This window comes from Achromobacter sp. EB05 (assembly GCF_044232075.1).
In the GTDB taxonomy this organism is placed as follows: domain Bacteria; phylum Pseudomonadota; class Gammaproteobacteria; order Burkholderiales; family Burkholderiaceae_B; genus Achromobacter; species Achromobacter dolens.
The window spans coordinates 4055794-4074229 of sequence record NZ_CP155917.1; the positions used below are offsets into that span (position 1 = coordinate 4055794).

An 18436-nucleotide genomic window follows, 5' to 3' on the forward strand; every position below is an offset into this window, starting at 1 on the left:
CCCTGCCAGATCAAGCCCGGCGGGCGCGGCGCCTACTGCTGCTGGCGACGCTGCTCCAGTTCGCGCAGGCACTGGGCGACGCCGGCCTGCATCTGGGCGTTGGAGACGGCGGCGCGGTCCGAGACCTCGCGGCAGCGCACGTATTGCGCCTGGCTCTCGGGCGTGTCGCGGATCACGGCCGGCGCCGCATTCGGGTCGGGCGTGACGGTCATGCGCAAGGTGGACGGCGGCGACAGGCTGCCGTCCTTGGAGCGCTGGCTGGGATACTGGAATTCCTGCGTGACCGGCGCCGCGTTCTGCGCCTGGGCCGCGCCGCCCAGGCAGGCCAGGGCCAGCAGGACGGCGGTGAACGGGAGTTTCTTCATGACGACCTCTCTTTGTTGGTCGCGCCCGGGCCAGATACCCCGCCCGGTGACGCGCCGGTCTATCGTAGCCCCACGCGCGCCCGCAGGGCGTGCCAAGACGCTACGCCAACCGCGAGATTTGTTTCTTGCGGTTTCCCCGGCGCCGTTCAGCGCGCCGCCGGCGGCTGGCGCAAGGGCGCCAGCAAGGACGACAGGCCGTTGTGGTCCAGCTCGTGCATGAGCGCCAGCAGGCGCCCCAGTTCGCCCGGCGGAAAACCCTTGCGCGCGAACCAGGCCAGGTAAGGCCCCGGCAGGTCGGCGATGAGGCGCCCCTGGTACTTGCCGAAAGGCATGGTGCGCGTCACCAGCAACTGCAGCAGTTCGGGATCCATGGGCCGCTACCTCGCTTGGCCAAAGCCAATGTCGGCCGCCAGCGTCACCGGATAGCCCAGCGCCGCGGCGCGGCGCACGGTGGTATCGACGCAGAACTCGCTGGCGTAGCCGCACACCACCAGATGCGTGGCGCCCGCCCGCGACAAGGCATCGTCCAGGCCGGTGCGCAGGAAGGAATCGGGCGTGGTCTTGCGCACCCGCACATCGCCATCGGCGGGATGCAGGCGCGTGTCGAGCTGCCAGCCGGGCTCGCCATGCGCCAGCTTGCCGCCGGGCGCTTCATGCTGCACGTAGATCACCGGCGCGCCGGCGGCGCGGGCGCGCCCGGCCAGGTCATTGATGCGCGCCAGCACGGCGCCGGCATCGGCCGGCTCGGGCGTGGTTTCGAACAGCGCGCGTTGCACGTCGATCACAATCAAAGCGGAAGTCATGGTTCTCGCGAAAGGAAATGGCGGCCCGGCCCCACCGGGCGCGCGGCGTGGGAAAGCAAGCCTAGCCGCATTCGGCGCCCACCAGCGGGGGCGGCCAGATGCGCGCGTACATCCAGAAATGGCGAGGCTCGCCGCGCACCTGCCGGTAATGGTGCAGCAGCCCTTCGCGGTGGAAGCGGCAGCGCTCCAGCACGCCGGCCGACGCCGTATTGGTATCCAGCACGGTGGCCTGCACCCGCGCCAGGCCCAGCGTCTGCAAGGCCCACGTGGATACGACTTCGCAGGCCTGCGTGGCGATGCCGCGGCGCCAGTGCGAAGGCGCCAGGTCATAGGCGATTTCGGCGCGGCGCGCGCCCGGCGCGATCTCGTTCAAACCGATGGTGCCGATCAGGCGGTCGTCGGCCTCGACGATGGCCAGCCGCACGCAATGGCTGGCGGCGGGGTCGGCATAGCCCTGGATCAGCGACGCCAGCGCATCCGGGCCGTCCAGTTGCCAACTGGTGTGGCGGGTTACGTTGTCGTCGCGCAGGTAGGCATGCCAATCGGCCGCGTCGGTGTCGCGCAGCGGGCGCAGGCGCAGACCGGCGATACCCAGTTCGGGCGCGCGCCGCGGCCAGTCGGAAAGAGGCAGGAACATGAAGAGGGCTACGTGGCAAAGGATGGGCCGGTGCGCTCGCGCCGGCCAGGAACAGATTAACAGGCCCGCGCCCGTCAGAAATCCAGCCGCCCCTTCAATTCGCTGAAAGGCACCATGATGTGCTCGCGATAGGCGGGACGCTCGCGCAGACGGTCGTACCAGGCCCGCACGTGCGCCAGGGGCTCGCGGGCGATGTCCAGCTCGTAGTAGCGGTAGAGCGCGGTGGCGGCGGGAATGTCGGCCAGCGTCAGGGCCTGCCCGCCCAGATAGGGTTGCGTGGCCAGCACCGCGTCGAGCTGGCGCAGGCAGGCATGGGTAGCGGCCAGGCTGCTCGCGATGGCGGGCAGGTCGCGCTGCGCCTCGGGGGTGCGGTAGTAGCCCCAGAACACGCCCGACAGGAATGCCGGCTGCAACGCCGTCTGGGCCCAGTCCATCCAGCCGTCGGCGCGCGCGCGGCGCGCCGGATCGGCCGGCCAGAAGGCCTCGGCGCCATGGCGCGCGGCCAGGTAACGCAGGATCGCGTGCGACTCCCACACCACCGTGTCGCCATCGCGCAGCAGCGGCACCCGGCCATGCGGGTTCATGCGCAGGAAATCCGGCGTATCGAGCAGGCCGAATTGTCCGCCGGCGGGAATGTGTTCGTAGGCCAGGCCCAGTTCGCCCGCCAGCCAAAGCACTTTCTGCACGTTGAACGAACTGCGCCGGCCCCAGATCGTCGGCAGGGTCATGGCCTGTCCTCCCGTGTCAGCCGGCCACGACGATGCGCGGCTCGCACAGCACCGGGAAGTTCACCGAATTGGCGATATAGCAGAAATGATGGGCGCGGGCGTGCAGCGCTTCGGCCAGTCCGGCATCGCCGCCCGCGGCGATGGTGACCTCGGGCCGCAGCGTGACCGAGGCGAAGGCGCCGCCGCGCTCGGGGTCTTCGCGCATGACGCCGTGGGCGTCGTCGCGGTAAGCCGTGACGATGATGTTCTCGACCGCGCACAGGTGCAGATACCAGAGCTTGTGGCAGGCCGACAGCGAGGCCACCAACAGGTCCTCGGGATTCCAGCGCGCCGGGTCGCCGCGGAACGCGGGATCGGCCGAACCGGCGATATCGGGCTTGCCCGGCGACTGGATCACGTGGTCGCGGGCATATGCGGTGTAACTGGCGGTGCCCTTGCCGGTATTGCCGGTCCAGGTCACGCCGACGTCGTAATGGTGTTCGCCTTTCATTGCGGCTTCCTTGCGGCGCGCCACGCCGGCGCGCAAAGATCGCTAGCGTAGCGCATGCGCCACGCGTCGGAAACGGGACGGCGACGCGCGCTATCCCGGCACGGTTTCCGGATAGGCCGGAACGCCCGGCCCATGATCGAGCCACGGCACGTCGTGGGCGGTGTGGATGTGCGCGAGCGGCCGCGCGCCGGGATCGTCGTCCAGCGTCGCCACGCGCAGGATCACCTGCGGCTGCGCCACCCAGTGCGCCATCAGGTGCGCGCCGCAGCGGGTGCAGAAATGGCGGATCTTGCCGGGCGACGATTCATAAGCGCCCAGCGCTTCCGCGCCGCGGGTCCAGCGGAAATCCTCGCGCGCCACCCGCGCGGTCGAGGCGAACGCGGCCGCATGCGCCTTGCGGCAGGTGACGCAATGGCAATGGACGATGGGCCCGGCCAGGCGGTCCGCCTCGTAGGCCACGGCGCCGCACAGACAGCTTCCTTGCATGATGAGGCTCCTTCGCGCCCGCGGCACGATGCCGCGGGCCTGCCGATGAGCGTAACGCGGGCCTGAATGGCGCGCCGCGCCGATACGGCCAGGATGGCGGGCGGCGGCGGACATGCGCGGCCACGGCGCAAGGCCTGGCCGGCCGCCGCAGCCGCGTCAGGCGCCCTGCCCTTGCCGCGCGCCCATCAGCGAGCGCGACAGGCGACTGGCCGCGGCGAGGATCGGCTCCTTCAGTTCATGCAGCACGCTTTCGCCCAGGCGCGAAATCGGCCCCGAGATGCACACCGCCCCCTGCAGCGCCCAATTGATGCCATAGACCGGCGCGGAGATGCTGGAGACCTCGGGATCGCGTTCGCCCAGCGACACCATGTAGCCGGCGCGGCGCACCGACTCATAGGGTTCGCCCGGTTCGCCGGAGAAGGCGAGCAGCACGCGGCCGGGGCTGCCCAGCTCCAGCGGCAGGGCCGCGCCCACGCGCACGTGGTGCCGGATCGACCTGGGGCCTTCGACCCGCGCCATGCAGATGCGCTGCTTGCCTTCGCGCACGTAGAACGTCGCGCTTTCGCCGGTCGCCGCCGACAGCTCGCGCAGGATCGGCTGGACCACCTCGACGATGTTGAAGGTGGCCTGGTAACACGCGCCCAGCCAGCCGGTGGCGCGCGCCAGGCGCCAGGTGCCGTCGGGCCGCTGCGCCAGGTAGTCGTCCATGGCCAGGGTGCGCGCCAGCCGCAGCACGGTGGAGCGATGGCAGCCGGTGCGCCGGCTCAGTTCCGCCAGCGACAGATGCGGATCCTCCACGCCAAAGGCTTCAAGGATGCGCATCGCGCGGCGCACGGCCACGACGCCCTCTTCGCTCGGCGCGTGGGGGGATTCCGAAGGCAGGTCATCGTTCGTCATATGAAACATGTTCCGCTGTATGAACTCGTATTGTATTGGACGGAACATCCTCCGACAATTCCTTCCATCAAAAACAAATATCGGAGACAAAACATGAAGCCGTTCGCACGCTTGCTGTCGGGCCTGGCCCTGATGTGCATGACCAGCCTGGGCGCCGCCCAGGGCTACCCTGACAAACCCATCCGGCTGATCGTGCCGTTCCCGCCCGGGGGCGGCACCGACGTGCTGGCCCGCGAAGCGGCGATCAAGGTGGCTGGCAACACCGGCTGGAACATCGTCACCGAAAACCGCCCCGGCTCGGGCGGCAACATCGGCGTGGACGCCGTCGCCAAGTCGGCGCCGGACGGGTATTCCCTGGTGCTGGGCCAGACCAGCAACCTGGCGATCAACCCGACGCTGTACGCCAAGCTGCCCTACGACCCCGAGAAGGACCTCACCGCCATCGGCCTGGTGGCCGACGCGCCGCTGGTGATCGTGGTGCCGGCCAACTCGCCGCTCAAGACCTTCGAGGACATGATCGCGGCGGCCAAGGCCAAGCCGGGGGCCTTGAACTTCGCCAGCTCCGGCAACGGCACGGTGGCCCACCTGGCGGCGGTGCAATTGCAGAACGCGGCGGGCATCCAGCTCACGCACATCCCCTACAAGGGCGCGGCGCAGGCGTCCAACGATCTCATCGGCGGACAGATCGACATGTACTTGTCTTCCGTGCCGACGCTCATCGGCCACGTGCGCAACGGCAAGATGCGGGCGCTGGCGGTGACCTCGGCGCAGCGCGTGCCCGACATGCCCGACGTGCCCACCATCGCCGAGCGCGGTTTCCCCGGCTTCGAGGCCGTGACCTGGTTCGGCCTGGCCGCGCCGGCCGGCACGCCCAAGGACATCGTGCAGCGCCTGAATGCCGAGTTCAACAAGGCGCTCCAGACGCCGGAGCTGCGCGTCAAGTACCAGGAACAGGGCGCGCGCGTGCTTACCGACACCCCGGAGGCGTTCGCCAAGCTGATCCACGACGACCGCATCCGCTGGGGCAAGATCGTCAAGGACTCGGGCGCGAAGGTGGAGTGATCCGGCCGTGGCTGCCCTTTACGCCTACTCCAGCGGCGACGCCAGGCCGGCCACCGCCGCCCCGCCCGGGGCGTGCGACTGCCACATCCACGCGTATGACGCCCGCTACCCGGCGGTGAAGGGCGCAAGGCTGCTGCCGCCGGACGCGTCCATGGCACAGTACCGCGCGATCCAGGCCCGCCTTGGCACCCAGCGCGCGGTGCTGGTCACGCCATCCACCTATGGCGCCGACAACCGCGCCATGCTCGATGCGTTGGCCCAACTGGGCGGGCAGGCGCGCGGCGTGGCCGTGATCGATGGCAGCGAAAGCGATGCGCAACTGCAAGCCTTGCATGACGCCGGCGTGCGCGGCATCCGGCTCAACCTTTCGCTGGGGGTGACGAGCACCATCGACCAGGTGCTGCCGCTGACGGCGCGGGTCGCCCCGCTCGGGTGGCACGTGCAGTTGCTGATGCCGCCCGAGCGGCTGGCGCAACTGGAGGATCTGCTGTCGGCCCTGCCCGCGCCGGTCGTGTTCGATCACATGGCCCGCATCAGCCCGGCGCAGGCCGGCGCGCATCCGGCCCATGCCCTGGTGCTGCGCCTGCTCGGCCAGGGCCGCGCCTGGCTCAAGCTGTCGGGCGGCTACCTCGTCAGCCCGCGCCACAGCGTCGAGGATCCCGCGCTGGATGCGCTGGCCCGCGGCTATCTCGACGCCAATCCCGAACGCATCGTCTGGGGCAGCGACTGGCCCCACGCCTCGGCGTCGGCCGGCATGCAGCCCATGCCCGACGACGCGCGCCAGCTCGACCGGCTGGCCGACTGGGCCGGCAGCGCCCGGCTGCGCCAGGTCCTGGTGCACAACCCGGCGGCCCTGTACGGCTTTGCGGCATGAATACCAGAACAACACGGAGACAACCCATGCAGACCTCTTATTCGCTCTCGCGCCGGCGCTTCCTCGCGCTTGGCGCGGCCGTGGCGGCGGGCGCGGCCTTCAGCGCGCGCGCCGCGCAGGATTGGCCCGCCGGCAAGACCATCACCTGGGTGGTGCCCTATCCGGCCGGCGGCAGCACCGACGTGCTGGGCCGCGCCATCGCGCAGCAACTGGATGCGCTGCTGGCCACGCGCGTGATCGTCGACAACCGTCCCGGCGCCACCGGCACCATTGGCGCGGCCCGCGTGGCGCGCGCCGAGCCGGACGGCCTGACGCTGCTGGGCACCTCGATCGGGCCCCAGGCGATCGCGCCGCACGTGCTCGGCAAGCTGACCTATGACCCGGTGGAGGACTTTGCCCCCGTCATCATGATCGGCACCATTCCCCATCTCCTGGTGGTGGGCAAGGACCAGCCATTCCACACGGTCGCCGACCTGATCACGGCCGCGAAAAAGGCGCCGCAAAGCCTGGCGTATGCCTCGGGCGGCACGGGCACGATCCTGCACATGCAGGGCGAACTGCTGCAGCAAAAGAGCGGCGCGCGGTTCCTGCACGTGCCCTACAAGGGCGACACGCCCGCGCTGCAGGACACGCTGGCCGGGCAGGTGCAATTCGCCTTCATTCCCGCGGCGGCCGCGTTGCCGCACGTGCAGACCGGCGCGCTGCGCGCGCTCGCCGCCACGTCGGCGCAGCGTCTGCCGGCCTTGCCGCAGGTGCCAACCATGGCCGAGGCCGGCTTCAGCGATTTCGTGGTGGAGCAATGGCAGGCCGTGTTCGCCCCCGCCGCCACGCCCGCGCCCGTCATCGCCCGACTCAACGCCGGGATCGGACGCGCCTTGCAGAGCCCGGCGCTCACGACGCTGGCCGAGCAGCTCGGCATCACGCTGGCCGGCGGCACGCCGCAGGCCCTGGACACCATCCGCAGGGCGGACTTCGACAAATGGGGCAAGGTCATCCGCGATGCCGGCATCAAGCCGGCCTGACCCGCCCTCCCGACTTTCTCCTTCTTCACAGGAACACTCATGGCAAACCAGGACATCATCAAGGACTTCCCGCGCGTCGGCGCCGACATCGTGCGCCGCGCGGCGGCACTGCAACCGGCCATCCTGGCCGACGTGGCCGGCCGCCGCGGCGCGCTCAGCGGCCGCATCCGCCCGCTGCATCCGGGCATGAAGCTGGCCGGCACGGCGCTGACGGTGGAGGTGCGCCCCGGTGACAACCTCATGATCCACGCCGCGATTTCCCTGGCCAAGCCGGGCGACGTGCTGGTGATCGACGGCAAGGGCGACCTCAGCTCGGCGCTGATGGGCACCATCATGATGAACGCCTGCCGCAAGCTCGGCATCGCCGGCGTGGTGATGGATGGCGCGGCGCGCGACAGCGTCGAGATCATCGAAATGGACTATCCGGTGTTCGCCGCCGGCACCAACCCGAACGGCCCCACCAAGAACGTGCCCGGCCGCATCGGCCATCCCGTGTCGGTCGGCGGCGTGACCGTGTACCCGGGCGACTTCGTCATCGGCGACGCCGACGGCGTGGTGGTGGTCGAACGCGAGAAAATCGAAGGCCTGCTGCCGGCCGCCGAAAAGAAGGTGCGCGACGAGGCCGCGCGCATCGCCGCGATCCAGGCCGGCGACACCGAGGCCAAGTGGCTGTCGGCGGCGCTGCGCGCCGCCGGCGTGCTCAAGGAAGGGGAATCGCTGTGAACAAGACCACCACAGGCAAGGCCGCCATCGTCGTGACCGCGGCCGACCTGGCCCCGGAAGCCATCGCGCTGCTGCAGGATTTCAATCTGGTGTTTGCCGGCAAGACACCCGCCGAAGAGGAAATCGTGGCCTTGTGCCGCGAGCACAACCCGGTCGCCATCATCGTGCGCTACAGCAAGGTGGGCGCCGCCGCCATGGACGCCGCGCCCGCGTTGCGCGTGATTTCCAAGCACGGCAGCGGCACCGACACCATCGACAAGGCCGCCGCCGCCCAGCGCGGCATCCAGGTCGTGGCCGCCGTGGGCGTGAACGCCGCCGCCGTGGCCGAGCATGCCCTGGCGCTGCTGCTGGCCTGCGCCAAATCGGTCGTGGGCCTGGATGGGCGCATGCGCGCCGGACACTGGGACAAGTCGACGCACAAGAGCCTGGAGCTGGACGGCAAGACCATCGGCCTGGTGGGCCTGGGCGCCATCGGCCGGCGCATGGCCGCCATGGCGCACGGCATGAACATGCGCGTGATCGGCTTCGATCCCTACGCGCGCGATCTGCCCGAGTACATCGCCAGCGTGCCGCTGGACGCGATCTGGCGCGAGGCCGACGTGGTATCGCTGCATTGCCCCCTGACCGACGAAAACCGCGGCATGGTCAACGCGGCGACGCTGGCGCAGTGCAAGCCCGGCGTGGTCCTGGTCAACACCGCGCGCGGCGGCCTGGTCGATGAAGACGCGTTGCTGCAGGCGGTGCGCTCGGGCCAGGTCCGCGCCGCCGGCCTGGACAGCTTCGCCGTCGAGCCCATGACGGCCGGCCACCCCTTCCAGCAGGAGCCGCGCATTCTCCTCAGCCCGCACGTCGGCGGGGTGACCAGCGCCGCCTACGTCAACATGGGCGTGGCCGCCGCGCGCAATGCCCTGGACGTGCTGGCCCGCGCGGCCGCCCCCGCCTGAGGAGCCGCGCCATGCCGCAACGATGGAAGCACGCGCCGCCGGACAGCAACTGGGGCGAATTCGGCCCCGACGACCAGCGCGGCCGCATGAACCTGGTGGACCGCGCCAAGGTGCTGCAGGGCATCGCGGAAGTCCGTGAGGGCCTGACGTTCTGCCTGTCGCTGCCGCTGGACGTGCCGGGCGGCATGGCGCTGAACCCGCGGCGCCTGCCGCCGCAACGCTACGCCACGCTGCGCGATGGCAAGAGCGCGGGCGCCCAGGGCTTTTGCTGGTCCTATGCGTCGGAGGATCCGCTGCTCACCGATGTGGTGTGCGACGACGTGCTGCTGATGAATACGCAGTATTCCACGCAGTGGGACAGCCTGGCGCACATGGGCAGCCGGTTCGATGCCGATGGCGACGGGCAGGCCGAGGCGGTGTTCTACAACGGCTTTCGGGCCGGCGCCGAAATCGTCGCGGCCGCGGAGGATCCGCAGGCCGTGGCCGACTGGGCCCGCTTTCCCGGCCCCCGCGCCGGGGCGCTCGGCATCGAGCAACTGGCCGAACATGGCGTGCAGGGCCGCGCCGTGCTGATCGACCTGGAGGCCCATGTCGGCCGCACGCGCGCCGCCGTGGGCTACGACGCGCTGATGCGCATCCTGGAGGCCGACGGCGTGGCCATCGAGCCGGGCGACATGGTGTGCCTGCACACCGGCTTCGGCGACACGCTGATGTCGATGAACCGCCAGCCCGATGTCGCGCACCTGCACGCCACCGGCAGCGGCCTGGACGGCGACGATGCGCGCCTGCTGCGCTGGATCGTCGACGCGCGCCTGGCCTGCCTGATCGCCGACAACCCCGCCGTCGAGCTGGTGCGGCCGGTGGCCCTGGGGGGCGCGGCCACGCCGCTGCGACGCCCGCGCCTGCCGCTGCACGAGCACTGCCTGTTCAAGAACGGCATCCACCTGGGTGAACTGTGGTGGCTGACGCCGCTGGCGCGCTGGCTGCGCGCCAACGGGCGCCACCGCTTCCTGCTGACCGCGCCCCCGCTGCGCCTGCCGGGCGCGGCCGGCTCACCGGCCACGCCCATCGCCACGGTCTGAAACGCTGAAAAAAACCAACCAGGCGCAGCCGCCGGCACAGGCGGCGCGCTTTCCACAAGGAGACAATCTCGTGAAACTGTTCCGCCTTTTGCCCCTGGCGCTTGCGTTCTGCGCCAGCGTGGCCGCCGCCGACTACCCCGACCGCGCGCTCAAGCTGGTAGTGCCCTATTCCGCCGGCGGCGCCGCCGATGCCCAGGCCCGCCTGGTTGCCCAGAAGCTGGGCGCGCGCCTGGGCCAGACCGTGGTGGTCGAGAACAAGCCCGGCGCCAGCGGCACCATCGGCGCGGCCAGCGTGGCGCACGCCGCCGCCGACGGCTACACGCTGCTCTACGACGCCACGGCGTTCGCCATCAATCCCTCGCTCTACAAGAAACTCAGCTACGACAGCCGGCGGGATTTCCTGCCGATCTCGCTGATCAGCCTGACGCCCAACCTCCTGGTGGTGCCGGCGCAGTCGCCCTACCAGCGCATCGAGGACCTCACGGCCGCCGCGCGCAAGGGCCACCTGACGTTCGGCACGCCCGGCCAGGGCACCGCGCAACACATCGCCGCCGCCTGGTACGCGCAGGGCAACAAGCTGGAACTCACCCACGTCCCCTACAAGGGCGGCGCGCCGGCGCTGACCGACCTGATGGGCGGCCAGATCGATATGATGTTCAGCAACATGGCGGCGTCCTACCCGCTGGTCAAGAGCGGCAAGCTGCGCGCGCTGGCGGTCACATCGCCCGAGCGCATCGCGGCGCTGCCCGACCTGCCCACCGTCGCGGAGAGCGGCGTGCCGCAGTATTCGGTGTACGAGTGGAACGGCGTGCTGGCGCCGGCCGGCGTGCCGCCCGAGGTGGCCGCGCGCATCGAGCAGGCGCTGCGCGCCACGCTGCAGGACCCGGCGCTGCGCCACAGCCTGCAGGAACTCGGCGCGCAGCCGGTGGGCTCGACCGCCACCGAATTCCGCGCCTTCATCGACGACCAGATGGAACGTTCGGCCCGTATCCTGGCCGATGCCGGCATCCACAAGGAGTGACGCGGCCTGCGAGGACTCAAGGCCGAATGACATTCCCGCATAAAAACAGAGGACGACAAATGAATCACCGTAATCGCACCCGCTTCTCCCCCCAGCGCACCGCGCTGCTCGTCGCGGCCGCCGCGACACTCCTGGCGGGCGGCGTTGCCCATGCCGCGGACGCCTGGCCCAGCCGCCCGGTGCGGATCGTGGTGCCCTACGGCCCGGGCGGCGCGGTCGACGTGGCCACGCGCAAGGTCGCGCAGATGCTGTCGACGCAGACCGGCCAGAGTTTCGTGGTGGAGAACAAGCCCGGCGCGACCGGCACCATCGGCGTCAGCCAGGTGGCCCGCGCGCCGGCCGATGGCTACACGCTGGTGGCCAACGACACCACCTATTCGCTGCTGCCGCACATCTTCAAGAAACTGCCCTTCGATCCGGCGGCGGACCTGCAGCCGGTCACGGCCTTCATCTTCGCGCCCATGGCGCTGGCGGTGGCGGCCGACAGCCCGTATCGCACGCTCGACGACCTGGTGGCGCGGGCGCGCGCCAAGCCCGACTCGGTGACGTACGGCTCGGGCGGCGCCGGCACCACGCCGCACTTCGCCGCCGAAGGGCTGGCGCGGGCGACGGGCGTGAAATTCATGCACGTGCCGTTCAAGGGCGCCGCCGAAGCCACGCAGGCGGTGCTGGGCAAGGTGATCGACTTCCAGTTCGCCTCGACCACCGGCCTGATGGGGCCGGCGCAGGGCGGGCAGTTGCGCCTGCTGGCCGTGAGCGGCGCCAAGCGGCTGGCGGTGCTTCCCGACGTGCCGACATTCGCGCAGGCTGGCGTGAAGGATTTCGGCGTGGTCAACTGGACCGGCCTGTGGGCGCCCAAAGGCACGCCGCCGGAAGTCACCGAACGCCTGCAACGCGAGGTCGCCAAGGCCATGGCGTCGGAGGAAATGCAGACCTTCGCCACCAAGATGGGCGCCGAGCCGCGCGCCGCCGACGCGGCGGAATTCGGCCGCATCCTGGCCGACAGCAACGTGATGTGGGGCAACGTCGCGCGCAGCATCGGCTACGACGCCAAATAGACACCGAGGAGACGCCATGTTTTTCCTGCAACCGCCCGAGGTGGCGCCCTTCGAAGCATGGAGCGCCATGCCCGACGCTTTCCGCCGCCTCCAGCGCAGCGACTGGGCCGACGCCAACCGCGCCGGGGCGCCGGTCGATTCGTTCCTGGAAGGCCCGGTGTTCGACCGCCACGGCAATCTGTACGTCACCGACATCCCCTGGGGCCGGGTGTTCCGCATCGGGTCCGACCGCCAGTGGACCCTGGTGACCGAATACGACGGCGAACCGAACGGCATGAAGTTCCTGGACGACGACCGGCTGCTGATCACGGACTACAAGAATGGCCTGATGGTCCTGGACGTGGCCAGCGGCCAGGTCACGCCCTACCTGGCCCGGCGCAACAGCGAGCGCTTCAAGGGCGTGAACGACCTGACCTTCGATGCGCAGGGCAATATCTACTTCACCGACCAGGGCCAGAGCGGCCTGCACGATCCCAGCGGCCGACTGTACCGCTTGCGTCCCGGCGGCCAGCTCGACTGCCTGCTCGACAACATCCCCAGCCCCAATGGCGTGGCGCTGTCGCCGGATGGCAAGGTACTGTACCTGGCGGTGACGCGCGGCAACTGCGTCTGGCGCGTGCCGCTGATGGCGGACGGCAGCGTCAGCAAGGTGAGCCAGTTCTTCACCTCGTACGGCCCCAGCGGCCCGGACGGCCTGGCGGTGGATCGCGAAGGCAACCTGCTGGTCTGCAATCCGGGGCTGGGCTACGTGTGGCTGCTCAACCCTCGCGCCGAACCGCTGATCGTCTGGCGCAGCCCCAAGGGCATGTCGACCACCAACCTGGCCTTTGGCGGCGAGGATGGCCGCACGCTGTTCTGCACCGAGTCGGTGACGGGCACCATCCTGACCGCGCGCGCGCCCCATCCGGGCCTGCTGGCCGTGGCCCCGCGCTGACGCGCTCCGGGTCCCGGGCCCGGCGGGATCCCGGGCCTGCGCGGCGGGCCCGCCGCGCTTGCCTTTACATCCCGTTTCAGCAAGGATGGGCGTGCGTCCGTATCGTGGGCGCACCGCAACACAGGAGCTCGCCATGATGAAAACCACCTTGACCTGCACCCTGACAGTCGCCCTGCTTGCCGGCTGCGCCCCTTCCCGACACACGGCCGCCGTGCCCGTGGACAACCACACGGCGCGCGACTCGCTGGACTGGCCCGGCAGCTACGAGGGCACCCTGCCCTGCGCCGACTGCCCCGGCATCCGCACCCGCCTGACGCTGATGAAGGACGGCCGCTACGAGCGCACCACGCAATACCTGGATCGCCAGCCGCAGCCTGAAGCGGTGGCCGGCACCTTCAGTTGGGAATCCGACGGCAGCACCATCCGGCTGGACGCCTCCGGCGACAGCCAGCGCTACTTCGTCGCCGAGAACCAGGTGATCATGCTGTACCGCGACGGCACCCGCCCCACCGGTCCGCTGGCGCCGCACTACGTGCTGCGCCGCGCGCAATAAGCGCGGCGTCATCGGCCGCGCGCCGGCGGCGGGCCCCGCGCCCTGCCGTCGGCGCCGCCAGCGGCACGCAAGCGCCTCGCTTGCGGCTATTCTCTGGGCTGCACATGCCGCGCCGCCGCGACACCGGCGGCGTCCCTAGAGGAAGGAAGATCCATGAAGACCGATCACGAACTGCTCGACGCGTTTGCCCCGACGGGCACGCTGCGCGCCTCCATCAACCTGGGCAACCCGATCCTGGCCAACAGCCATCCCGACACCGGCGCGCCCGGCGGCGTGTCGGTCGACCTGGCCACCGAGCTGGCGCACCGGCTGGATGTGAAGCTGGAACTGGTGGTGTTCAAGTCCGCCGGCGAATCGGTCAACGCGGTCGCCGCCGAGCAGGCCGACGTGGGCTTTTTCGCGATCGATCCGCTGCGCGGCGAGCAGATCGCCTTCACCGCGCCCTATGTGGTGATCGAGGGCGCTTACCTGGTGCGCGACGATTCGCACATCACCCGCATGGAAGAGGTGGACCGCGCCGGCCAGCGCGTGGTGGTCGGCAAGGGCAGCGCCTATGATCTGTACCTGACGCGTGAAATCAAGCACGCCGAGCTGTTCCGCGCGCCCACCTCGCCCGCGGTGGTCGACACCTTCGTCAAGGAAAACATGGAAGTGGCCGCCGGCGTCAAACAGCAACTGCAAGCCGATGCGCAGCGCCTGGGCGGCCTGCGCCTGCTGGACGGCCACTTCATGCTGATCCGCCAGGCCATGGGCGTGCCCAAGAGCCGTGGCGCCAAGGCCAGCGCCTACCTGGCCGCCTTTGTCGAAGCCATGAAGAAAAGCGGTTTCGTGGCCGAGGCGCTGGCGCGCCACAATATCCAGGGTGCCGCCGTGGCGCCGCTGGAAGCCGCGCCGCAGTAAGAAAAAAAGCGAGGCGGCCGCCTCGCTTGATTGCGCGCAGCCGGCGTCAGTGGCTGATCATCCAGGGCCGCGCGCCGGCGAAGGACTTGGCGCCGTCGGCCGTGGCGCGGGTCCTGCCGGACTTGCGTCCGCCCGCGCAACAACCGCAATTCATGCCGTGTCCCGAACGCGAGCTGCGCGGCTCGTTGGCGCTGCGTTCGTTGGCGGCATGGGCGCGGTTGACGGCCGACGACAGCGCCGAGATCGCGGGCGCGCCGCCAACGATGCGGTTCGACGCCGCGCCGCAGCGCGGACAATCGGCTGGATCGCGCCATTGCGCCAGCGGCCGCAGCGCCGCGAACTCGCCGCAGTCGGCACAAGCGTAGTCATACATGGGCATGTCGGTCTCCTTGGCGCGGGCGCTTCAGCGGTCGCGCGACAAGGGCATGTCGACGCCGCCCTTGATGTGCTTGACCGGACCGGAGGCCGAGGGCTGGATGTCGAAATCGAAGATCTCGGTCGGCAGCCACAGCGTGGCGCAGGAGTTGGGAATGTCCACCACCCCGCTGATGTGCCCCTGCACCGGCGCCGTGCCCAGGATCGAGTACGCCTGCGCGCCCGAATAGCCGAACTTCTTCAGGTATTCGATGGCGTTCAGGCAGGCCTGGCGGTAGGCCACGTTCACGTCCAGGTAGTGCTGCTTGCCGCCCTCGTCCACCGAGATGCCCTCGAAGATAAGGAAGTCCTTGTAGGCCGGCGTGATCGGGCTGGGCTTGAAGATCGGGTTGCGGATGGCGTACTTGTCCATGCCGCCCTTGATCAGCGTGACGCGCATGTGCACCCGGCCGGCCATCTCGATGGCGCCGCAGAAGGTGATCTCGCCGTCGCCCTGCGAGAAATGCAGGTCGCCCACCGACAGGCCGCCGCCCTTGACGTAGACCGGGAAGAACACCCGCGCGCCGCGCGACAGGTCCTTGATGTCGCAATTGCCGCCATGCTCGCGCGGGGGCACGGTGCGCGCGCCCTCGGCCGCCGCGCGCTCGCGCTCGGCCCCTTGCAGCGCGCCCATGTGCGCCGTCTTGGGCGCGGGCGGATTGGCCAGCGGCGGCACGCGGTTCGGGTTGGTGTCGATCAGCGCCTGCTCGCGCTGGTTCCAGGTGTCCAGCAGCTTCTTGTCGGGCAGGCAGCCGATCAGGCCGGGATGGATCAGGCCGGCGAAGCTGACGCCCGGGATGTGGCGCGACGAGGTGAACATGCCGTGGAAATCCCAGATGGATTTCTGCGCATGGGGGAAATGGTCGGTGAGAAAGCCGCCGCCGTTGTTCTTGCTGAAAAAGCCATTGAAGCCCCACAGGCTGTCGGGCTTGGCGCCGATGTCCAGCAGGTCCACCACCAGCAGGTCGCCGGGCTCGGCGCCTTCGACGCCGACGGGGCCGGACAGGAAATGCACGGTGGACAGGTCGACGTCGCGCACGTCGTCGGCGCTGTCGTCGTTCTTGATGGCGCCGCCGGTCCAGTCGTAGGTCTCCAGGATGAAATCATCGCCGGGCTTGACCCAGACGGCCATCGGGATATCCGGATGCCAGCGGTTGTGGATCTGCTTGTTCTCGTAGGGGGACTGGGTCAGGTCGACCTGAATGAGGGTATCGGTCATTCTCTTTCATCTCCAACGCAACGTGTTGATAAAACAGAACTTAAGCTGGAAGGCGCGTCCAATTTCGCATGTGGGGATTGGATCTTCGATTCCTTGACGTGTGAACGATGGTAGACGCGTTTGCATTGATTGCCATACTGGTTTTCCATGCAGCATGCGGCCGCGCAGGGTGCGCGCCCGCCGCTGGCGAACTCGCTGACACGCGCGTTTCCCACTAGCGGGAAACAGGAAAAAAGAATACGGCGCGAGTGACGACTCGTCCGGCAGTTATGATCCGCCCATTGCATTTCGCGGCCCCGCCGCGCCGGAAGCCCCCATCCATGATCCCGATCCGCCCCCTGCCCATCCTGCTCCTGCTCGCCTGTGTCCTGCCGCCGGGCGCCGCTCACGCGGCCAAGGAATGCGTGGCGCGGTTCGACGCCAGCGCCGCCCGCTACCAGGAAGCGGTGAACGTGCAGAAGGGACGCGAGACCGCCAACTGGCAGGAGCTGAACGCGCCGCTGTGCCAGGGTCGGCTGGACCTGCTGGACATGGAGTTCGAGCTGGTCGATGACTATGAGCAATGCGTGCGCGACGGCGGGGAATTTCCCGACAAGACCGTGCGCGCAATGAAGGACCGGCCCGACGACCTGGCCGCGCTCAAGACCGCGTGGATCAATACCTGCGGCCCCTACATGAAGGAATGAAGGGACGGCCGCGCAGCGGGGCCGGGCCCCCGCGATGCGTGGCCGCCAGCCGCGTCAGGCCACCGCCGAGGCGGGCCGCGGGAAGAAGATGGCGCGAGCGGGATCGAAGTCGTAGCGGTCTTCGAACTCGGTCGCATCGGCGGCCAGCGCCAGCACCGAATCGAGGATGAAGTCGGCCTTGGCCTCGGACAGCAGCACGCTGAAATTCAGGCGGACAAAGCCCGGCTTTTCGATTTCGCGGCCATCGAGGATGGCCTGGCGCATGCGCGCCGATTCGGCCTCGTCGATCTCCAGCAGGTTGTGCACGTAAGGCCCGGCGCAGGCGCAGCCGCCGCGGGCCTGGATGCCGAAGCGGTCGCTCAGCATGCGCGTGACCAGTTGCTGGTGCACGTAGCCGCCCTGGCCGTCGCGCACGCGGAAGGAGAAGATCGGCAGACGCGGGGCGGTCAACGAGCCCAGCAGTTCCAGGCGGGGATCGCCCTGCCAGCGGGCCAGCGCGCGCCGCACGAAGGCGGCGTTGCGCCGCGCCATCAGATCGGCGCCCAGCGCTTCCTTGACCAGCAGCACCAGCGCGGCGCGGATGTCGCCGACCACGTTGGGGGTGCCCGCCTCTTCGCGCGCTTCCAGGCTGGCGCTGTAGTCGTGGTGGCTGGGCGAGACGAACTTGACGGTGCCCCCGCCCGGGAAGGTGGGCGTGGTCGGCACGACCGCGTCGCGACGCACGATCAGGATGCCGGACGCGCCGGGCCCGCCGATGAACTTGTGCGGCGAGAACACGATGGCGTCGATCGGCGCATCGGCCGCGGGCGTCATGCGGATGTCCAGGTACGGCGCGCCGCCGGCGTAGTCCCAGATCATCCGGGCGCCGGCGCGCTTCACGCGGCGGGTGATTGCCTCGACGTCGGCGACGATGCCGGTGACGTTGGAGGCGGCCGACAGCGCGCAGATGACCAGCGTGCCGTCCGGCGCCCGCAGCGCGGCGTCGAGTTCGCCCAGGTCCGGGCCGCCCTGCGGGCTTTCCGCCAGCACGACGATGTCGGCGCCGCATTCACGCCACGGCAGGATGTTGGAATGATGCTCGTAGGGGCCGATGACGACCCGCACCTTGCGGCCCGCCGCCAGGGCGGCCGGCACGCCGAACAGGTGCACCAGGCGGTTGATGCCCATGGTGGCGCCCGAGCCGGAGAAGATCACGGCGTGCTCGTCGCCCGCGCCGCAGCAGCGGCCGACCACGGCGCGCGCCTCGCGCCGCAGGCGCGTGATGAAGCCGCCGCAGAAGGAGGCCTCGGTATGCGAGTTGGCGTAGTACGGCAGCACGTGTTCCAGGACGAAGCGCTCGACCTGCATGAGCGCGCGGCCCGAGGCGACGTAGTCGGCGTAGACCAGCGGCTTGAGGCCAAAGGGGCCTTCGATGACGGCGTCCTTGCCGATCAGGCCGTCGGCCAGGCTGGCGATGATGTCGGGGGATTGCAGGGATTGCTGGAACTGGCGCAACGGCCCTGTGGCGGCCGGGGTCGCTTGGGTAGACATGGTGCGGA

Annotated in this window: 23 protein-coding genes; 12 read left to right on the forward strand and 11 right to left on the reverse strand. The window is 69.8% G+C overall.

Features of this window, described 5'->3' with window-relative positions:
* Positions 1-32: 32 nt before the first annotated feature.
* From AAID08_RS18365 to AAID08_RS18400, 8 genes are all read right to left on the reverse strand, one after another.
* Positions 33-365 (reverse strand): hypothetical protein, encoded by a 333-nt coding sequence (locus AAID08_RS18365; protein WP_054502033.1) that lies wholly within the window; start codon positions 363-365, stop codon positions 33-35.
* Positions 366-511: 146 nt separating this feature from the next.
* The gene (locus tag AAID08_RS18370; RefSeq protein ID WP_006385039.1) at positions 512-736 is read right to left on the reverse strand and encodes a DUF3820 family protein; all 225 of its coding nucleotides are present in this window, start codon (positions 734-736) and stop codon (positions 512-514) included.
* 6 nt (positions 737-742) lie between these two features.
* Positions 743-1168, reverse strand: a complete 426-nt coding sequence (locus AAID08_RS18375; protein WP_395756737.1) for an isochorismatase family protein — start codon at positions 1166-1168, stop codon at positions 743-745.
* 61 nt (positions 1169-1229) lie between these two features.
* Positions 1230-1805 carry a GNAT family N-acetyltransferase gene (locus AAID08_RS18380; protein WP_064527790.1) on the reverse strand — a complete coding sequence of 192 codons (576 nt, stop codon included), beginning with the start codon at positions 1803-1805 and terminating at the stop codon, positions 1230-1232.
* A gap of 74 nt (positions 1806-1879) precedes the next feature.
* Positions 1880-2527 (reverse strand): glutathione S-transferase family protein, encoded by a 648-nt coding sequence (locus tag AAID08_RS18385; protein ID WP_395757831.1) that lies wholly within the window; start codon positions 2525-2527, stop codon positions 1880-1882.
* Positions 2528-2549: 22 nt separating this feature from the next.
* Positions 2550-3023 (reverse strand): OsmC family protein, encoded by a 474-nt coding sequence (locus AAID08_RS18390; protein ID WP_020928506.1) that lies wholly within the window; start codon positions 3021-3023, stop codon positions 2550-2552.
* A 90-nt stretch (positions 3024-3113) separates the two neighbouring features.
* Positions 3114-3509: a GFA family protein gene (locus tag AAID08_RS18395; RefSeq protein WP_395756738.1), complete on the reverse strand. Its 396-nt coding sequence runs from the start codon at positions 3507-3509 to the stop codon at positions 3114-3116.
* Positions 3510-3665: 156 nt separating this feature from the next.
* A complete protein-coding gene (locus AAID08_RS18400; RefSeq protein ID WP_395756739.1) occupies positions 3666-4415 on the reverse strand; it encodes an IclR family transcriptional regulator in 750 nt (249 codons plus the stop codon).
* An 84-nt stretch (positions 4416-4499) separates the two neighbouring features.
* Between AAID08_RS18400 and AAID08_RS18405 the strand changes: the two genes are divergently transcribed.
* The 11 genes from AAID08_RS18405 to AAID08_RS18455 all read left to right on the forward strand — a co-directional run bounded on the left by AAID08_RS18405 (position 4500) and on the right by AAID08_RS18455 (position 14579).
* Positions 4500-5468, forward strand: a complete 969-nt coding sequence (locus tag AAID08_RS18405; protein ID WP_020928509.1) for a tripartite tricarboxylate transporter substrate binding protein — start codon at positions 4500-4502, stop codon at positions 5466-5468.
* 7 nt (positions 5469-5475) lie between these two features.
* Entirely contained in the window at positions 5476-6342 is an 867-nt protein-coding gene (locus tag AAID08_RS18410; RefSeq protein ID WP_116791756.1) for an amidohydrolase family protein, read from the forward strand.
* Between the two features lie 26 nt (positions 6343-6368).
* Positions 6369-7364, forward strand: a complete 996-nt coding sequence (locus AAID08_RS18415) for a tripartite tricarboxylate transporter substrate binding protein (protein WP_343719379.1) — start codon at positions 6369-6371, stop codon at positions 7362-7364.
* A 39-nt stretch (positions 7365-7403) separates the two neighbouring features.
* On the forward strand, positions 7404-8087 hold the full coding sequence (locus AAID08_RS18420) for an RraA family protein (protein ID WP_020928512.1): 684 nt from the start codon (positions 7404-7406) through the stop codon (positions 8085-8087).
* Positions 8084-9031 (forward strand): NAD(P)-dependent oxidoreductase, encoded by a 948-nt coding sequence (locus tag AAID08_RS18425; protein ID WP_395756740.1) that lies wholly within the window; start codon positions 8084-8086, stop codon positions 9029-9031. Before AAID08_RS18420 ends, AAID08_RS18425 begins: the two co-directional genes overlap by 4 nt.
* 11 nt (positions 9032-9042) lie before the next feature.
* A complete protein-coding gene (locus tag AAID08_RS18430) occupies positions 9043-10113 on the forward strand; it encodes a cyclase family protein (RefSeq protein WP_054502024.1) in 1071 nt (356 codons plus the stop codon).
* Between the two features lie 70 nt (positions 10114-10183).
* On the forward strand, positions 10184-11134 hold the full coding sequence (locus tag AAID08_RS18435; protein WP_175166709.1) for a tripartite tricarboxylate transporter substrate binding protein: 951 nt from the start codon (positions 10184-10186) through the stop codon (positions 11132-11134).
* A 59-nt stretch (positions 11135-11193) separates the two neighbouring features.
* Positions 11194-12192 carry a tripartite tricarboxylate transporter substrate binding protein gene (locus AAID08_RS18440; protein ID WP_054502022.1) on the forward strand — a complete coding sequence of 333 codons (999 nt, stop codon included), beginning with the start codon at positions 11194-11196 and terminating at the stop codon, positions 12190-12192.
* Positions 12193-12208: 16 nt separating this feature from the next.
* Entirely contained in the window at positions 12209-13126 is a 918-nt protein-coding gene (locus AAID08_RS18445; protein ID WP_395756741.1) for an SMP-30/gluconolactonase/LRE family protein, read from the forward strand.
* Between the two features lie 133 nt (positions 13127-13259).
* Positions 13260-13679: a copper resistance protein NlpE gene (locus tag AAID08_RS18450; RefSeq protein WP_054415938.1), complete on the forward strand. Its 420-nt coding sequence runs from the start codon at positions 13260-13262 to the stop codon at positions 13677-13679.
* Positions 13680-13832: 153 nt separating this feature from the next.
* A complete protein-coding gene (locus AAID08_RS18455) occupies positions 13833-14579 on the forward strand; it encodes an ABC transporter substrate-binding protein (RefSeq protein WP_395756742.1) in 747 nt (248 codons plus the stop codon).
* Positions 14580-14625: 46 nt separating this feature from the next.
* Here the strand turns inward: AAID08_RS18455 and AAID08_RS18460 are convergent, their stop codons facing one another.
* Positions 14626-14958, reverse strand: coding sequence for a zinc ribbon domain-containing protein (locus AAID08_RS18460; RefSeq protein ID WP_116791763.1), 333 nt, complete (start codon positions 14956-14958; stop codon positions 14626-14628).
* A gap of 24 nt (positions 14959-14982) precedes the next feature.
* Entirely contained in the window at positions 14983-16212 is a 1230-nt protein-coding gene (gene fmdA, locus AAID08_RS18465; RefSeq protein ID WP_395756743.1) for a formamidase, read from the reverse strand.
* A 320-nt stretch (positions 16213-16532) separates the two neighbouring features.
* Here fmdA and AAID08_RS18470 point away from each other — a divergent pair, with 320 nt between their 5' ends.
* Positions 16533-16898, forward strand: a complete 366-nt coding sequence (locus AAID08_RS18470; protein WP_175190021.1) for a hypothetical protein — start codon at positions 16533-16535, stop codon at positions 16896-16898.
* Between the two features lie 54 nt (positions 16899-16952).
* Here AAID08_RS18470 and AAID08_RS18475 read toward each other — a convergent pair whose 3' ends face one another.
* Entirely contained in the window at positions 16953-18428 is a 1476-nt protein-coding gene (locus tag AAID08_RS18475; RefSeq protein WP_068981138.1) for an aminotransferase class V-fold PLP-dependent enzyme, read from the reverse strand.
* Between the last annotated feature and the right edge of the window lie 8 nt (positions 18429-18436).

Coding starts and splice junctions, on each gene's coding strand:
- AAID08_RS18395 (WP_395756738.1), bottom strand. CDS start 3,509: ATGCAAGGAAGCTGTCTGTGCGGCGCCGTGGCCTACGAGGCGGACCGC.
- AAID08_RS18470 (WP_175190021.1), top strand. CDS start 16,533: ATGATCCCGATCCGCCCCCTGCCCATCCTGCTCCTGCTCGCCTGTGTC.
- AAID08_RS18380 (WP_064527790.1), bottom strand. CDS start 1,805: ATGTTCCTGCCTCTTTCCGACTGGCCGCGGCGCGCGCCCGAACTGGGT.
- AAID08_RS18405 (WP_020928509.1), top strand. CDS start 4,500: ATGAAGCCGTTCGCACGCTTGCTGTCGGGCCTGGCCCTGATGTGCATG.
- AAID08_RS18390 (WP_020928506.1), bottom strand. CDS start 3,023: ATGAAAGGCGAACACCATTACGACGTCGGCGTGACCTGGACCGGCAAT.
- AAID08_RS18420 (WP_020928512.1), top strand. CDS start 7,404: ATGGCAAACCAGGACATCATCAAGGACTTCCCGCGCGTCGGCGCCGAC.
- AAID08_RS18445 (WP_395756741.1), top strand. CDS start 12,209: ATGTTTTTCCTGCAACCGCCCGAGGTGGCGCCCTTCGAAGCATGGAGC.
- AAID08_RS18475 (WP_068981138.1), bottom strand. CDS start 18,428: ATGTCTACCCAAGCGACCCCGGCCGCCACAGGGCCGTTGCGCCAGTTC.
- AAID08_RS18365 (WP_054502033.1), bottom strand. CDS start 365: ATGAAGAAACTCCCGTTCACCGCCGTCCTGCTGGCCCTGGCCTGCCTG.
- AAID08_RS18440 (WP_054502022.1), top strand. CDS start 11,194: ATGAATCACCGTAATCGCACCCGCTTCTCCCCCCAGCGCACCGCGCTG.
- AAID08_RS18460 (WP_116791763.1), bottom strand. CDS start 14,958: ATGCCCATGTATGACTACGCTTGTGCCGACTGCGGCGAGTTCGCGGCG.
- AAID08_RS18415 (WP_343719379.1), top strand. CDS start 6,369: ATGCAGACCTCTTATTCGCTCTCGCGCCGGCGCTTCCTCGCGCTTGGC.
- AAID08_RS18370 (WP_006385039.1), bottom strand. CDS start 736: ATGGATCCCGAACTGCTGCAGTTGCTGGTGACGCGCACCATGCCTTTC.
- AAID08_RS18375 (WP_395756737.1), bottom strand. CDS start 1,168: ATGACTTCCGCTTTGATTGTGATCGACGTGCAACGCGCGCTGTTCGAA.
- fmdA (WP_395756743.1), bottom strand. CDS start 16,212: ATGACCGATACCCTCATTCAGGTCGACCTGACCCAGTCCCCCTACGAG.
- AAID08_RS18430 (WP_054502024.1), top strand. CDS start 9,043: ATGCCGCAACGATGGAAGCACGCGCCGCCGGACAGCAACTGGGGCGAA.
- AAID08_RS18450 (WP_054415938.1), top strand. CDS start 13,260: ATGATGAAAACCACCTTGACCTGCACCCTGACAGTCGCCCTGCTTGCC.
- AAID08_RS18400 (WP_395756739.1), bottom strand. CDS start 4,415: ATGTTTCATATGACGAACGATGACCTGCCTTCGGAATCCCCCCACGCG.
- AAID08_RS18455 (WP_395756742.1), top strand. CDS start 13,833: ATGAAGACCGATCACGAACTGCTCGACGCGTTTGCCCCGACGGGCACG.